We start from the raw sequence: 2426 nt of genomic DNA on the forward strand, positions 1-2426 counted from the left end.
GCGAGCGCGTCGGCCGCGCGCCACCCCGGGGCGGCGCCGCGGCAGCGGTCGAGCGCGCGCGCCGTCACCGACTCGGCGGTCCACGCGCGGCGCCGCCGCCCGGCCTGGTAGTCGGCGATGGTGCCGTCGAGCGGGTCGTCGGCGGCGGCGACGTCGGGCATGGGGAGCGGGAGCGCGACGAGGGCGGCGAGCCCGGCGAGCGCCTCGCGGCGGGTCGGGGACATGGCGGCGGGTGCGGGGCGGGCGCGGACGGACGACGCCGGACAATCGGCGCGCGCGGTCGCGTGTGGTCAATGGGGATTCGTCGTCGCGTCGTACGAATGGTGCGCGACCTGCTCCGCACGCGCCCCCCGATGCCGGCGCGTCGGCGCCTGACGAGGCGGCGCCACGCGTCGCGCACACGAGCACGCTCGAACGCGACACGGAGGAACGTGAGCATGGCGAACCGGGATTACGACCGCGACCGCGCGCAGGGGCAGCAGTACGGCCAGCAGGGGCAGGGCGGCGGGTACGGCGGGGGGAACGAGGGCGGCCAGGGACGCGACCACGACCGGGGCGGCGACCGCGGCTACCAGCAGCAGGGGCAGCAGGGGCAGCAGGGCTCGTCGGGTGGGATGCACCGCGACGTCGACCGCGGGCGGTTCGAGACGGGCAACTACGGCGGGAGCATGGGGAACTACGGCGGCGGCACCGGCGGCTACGGCGGCGGGCACGGCCAGTCGTGGGAGCAGGACAGCGAGCGGAATCGCGGGGGGATGCAGGGAGGCGGGTACGGCGGGAGCGGGTACGGCGGGAGCAATTACGGCGGGAGTGGCTACGGCGGCACCTCGGGCGGTGGCATGTCCGGCGGCTCGGGCGGCATGTATGGCGGCGGTTCCGGCGGCATGACCGGCGGGTACGGCCAGGGTTCCGGCGGCGGGCAGGGGTACGGCGGGAGCCAGGGCTACGGTGGCTCCGGCGGCGGGCAGGGGCAGGGCGGCTACGGCGGCCACGGCGGCTACGGCGGCCAGGGCGGCTACTCCGGTGGTGGCCTTTCCGGCGGTTCGGGCGGCGGCTACGGTGGCCAGGGCTCGTACGGGAGCTCGTTCGGCGGCTCGTCGGGCGGCGGCTCGTACGGCGGCGGGTACGGCGGGGGCTACGCCGATCGCGGCGGGATGGGCTCGGGCGGCTACGGCGGGAGCTCGTCCGGCGGGAGCGCCTCGGGCGGCATGGGCGCCGGCACCGGCGGCTACTACGGGCAGGGGGGCGGCGACGTCGCCGGCTACGGCACGAGCGGCTTCGGCGCGTCGGGCGGGACCGCGAGCGCCGGCGGGATGGGACGCCAGAGCTACGCCGGGCGCGGCTCGCGCAATTACCGCCGCAGCGACCAGCGGATCGAGGAGGACCTGCACGACATGCTCATGCGCCACCACGAGATCGACGCCACCGACATCGACGTGCGCGTCGAGAACGGCGAGGTCACGCTGAGCGGCGAGGTCGAGGACCGCCGCGCGCGCCGGCTCGCCGAGGAGATCGTGGAGCAGTGCAACGGCGTGCGCGACGTGCACAACAACCTGCGGGCGCGCCGCGGCCTCATGGCCAGCATCGGCGACGCCCTCGGCATGAGCGGCGACTCCGACCGCGACCGCGGGCAGAGCGATCGCGAGGTGAACCGCACCGCCGGCCGCGAGACCGGCGGCGGCGCGTCCGCCACGACCGGGAGCACGGGCGCCACCGCGTCGACGGGCACGACCGGCGCGACCGCGGCCTCCGGCACGACCGGGGCGACGGGCACGACCGGCACCACGCGCGGCTCGTCGACGACGCGCTGACGGCGCGCCGCACGACGCACGCACGCGCGCCCCGCCCCGCTACCGCGCGGGCGGGGCGCGCGTACGTTCGGCGCATGCACCCGAGAGCCGCCGCGCTGATCGCGACGCTGGACCTGCGCCCGCACCCCGAGGGGGGCCACTACCGCGAGCTGTTCCGCTCCGACGCACGCGTCGCCACCGACGACGGGCGCGGCGCGCGCGCCGCGCTGACCACGATCTACTTCCTCCTCGCGGCGGGCGCGGTCAGCCGGTGGCACCGCGTCGCGTCCGACGAGGTGTGGCATCTGTACGAGGGCGGCCCGCTCGAGCTGCTGGAGCTCGACGCCGACGCGCGCACGCTCGCGCGCCACCGCCTCGCGCCGGTCGCCGACGGCGACGGCGCCGGCGCCGTGGTGCTCACGGTCCCCGCCGGCCGCTGGCAGGCCGCGCGGCCGCTCGGCGACTACGCGCTCGTCGGCTGCACGGTCGGGCCGGGGTTCGACTTCGCCGACTTCGCGATGCTCGCCGACGACGCCGCGGCCGCCCCCGCGGTGCGCGCCGAGTGGCCCGACCTCGCGGCGCTGGTGTGACCGCGCCTCAGCGCGCCGGCGCCCTGCGCCGCGCCTCGGCGCGCGC

Annotated in this window: 3 protein-coding genes; 2 read left to right on the forward strand and 1 reads right to left on the reverse strand. The window is 78.0% G+C overall.

The genetic code is table 11. The annotated features are described in order from the left end of the window. A partial coding sequence (locus PYV61_RS24235) for a hypothetical protein (RefSeq protein WP_275836447.1) occupies positions 1-224 on the reverse strand: 224 nt, incomplete at its 3' end. 213 nt (positions 225-437) lie between these two features. On the opposite strand from PYV61_RS24235, the gene PYV61_RS24240 reads away from it, so the two are divergent. Together PYV61_RS24240 and PYV61_RS24245 are read left to right on the forward strand one after the other, a co-directional pair. Next, positions 438-1811, forward strand: coding sequence for a BON domain-containing protein (locus PYV61_RS24240; RefSeq protein WP_275836448.1), 1374 nt, complete (start codon positions 438-440; stop codon positions 1809-1811). 74 nt (positions 1812-1885) lie between these two features. Next, positions 1886-2380 (forward strand): cupin domain-containing protein, encoded by a 495-nt coding sequence (locus PYV61_RS24245; RefSeq protein WP_275836449.1) that lies wholly within the window; start codon positions 1886-1888, stop codon positions 2378-2380. Positions 2381-2426: the final 46 nt, after the last annotated feature.

This window comes from Roseisolibacter sp. H3M3-2 (assembly GCF_029211165.1).
Taxonomy (GTDB): Bacteria; Gemmatimonadota; Gemmatimonadetes; order Gemmatimonadales; family Gemmatimonadaceae; genus Roseisolibacter.

What these genes read in the sequence shown, in the direction of transcription:
- PYV61_RS24245 (WP_275836449.1), top strand. Translation starts at nt 1,886, where the DNA reads ATGCACCCGAGAGCCGCCGCGCTGATCGCGACGCTGGACCTGCGCCCG.
- PYV61_RS24240 (WP_275836448.1), top strand. Translation starts at nt 438, where the DNA reads ATGGCGAACCGGGATTACGACCGCGACCGCGCGCAGGGGCAGCAGTAC.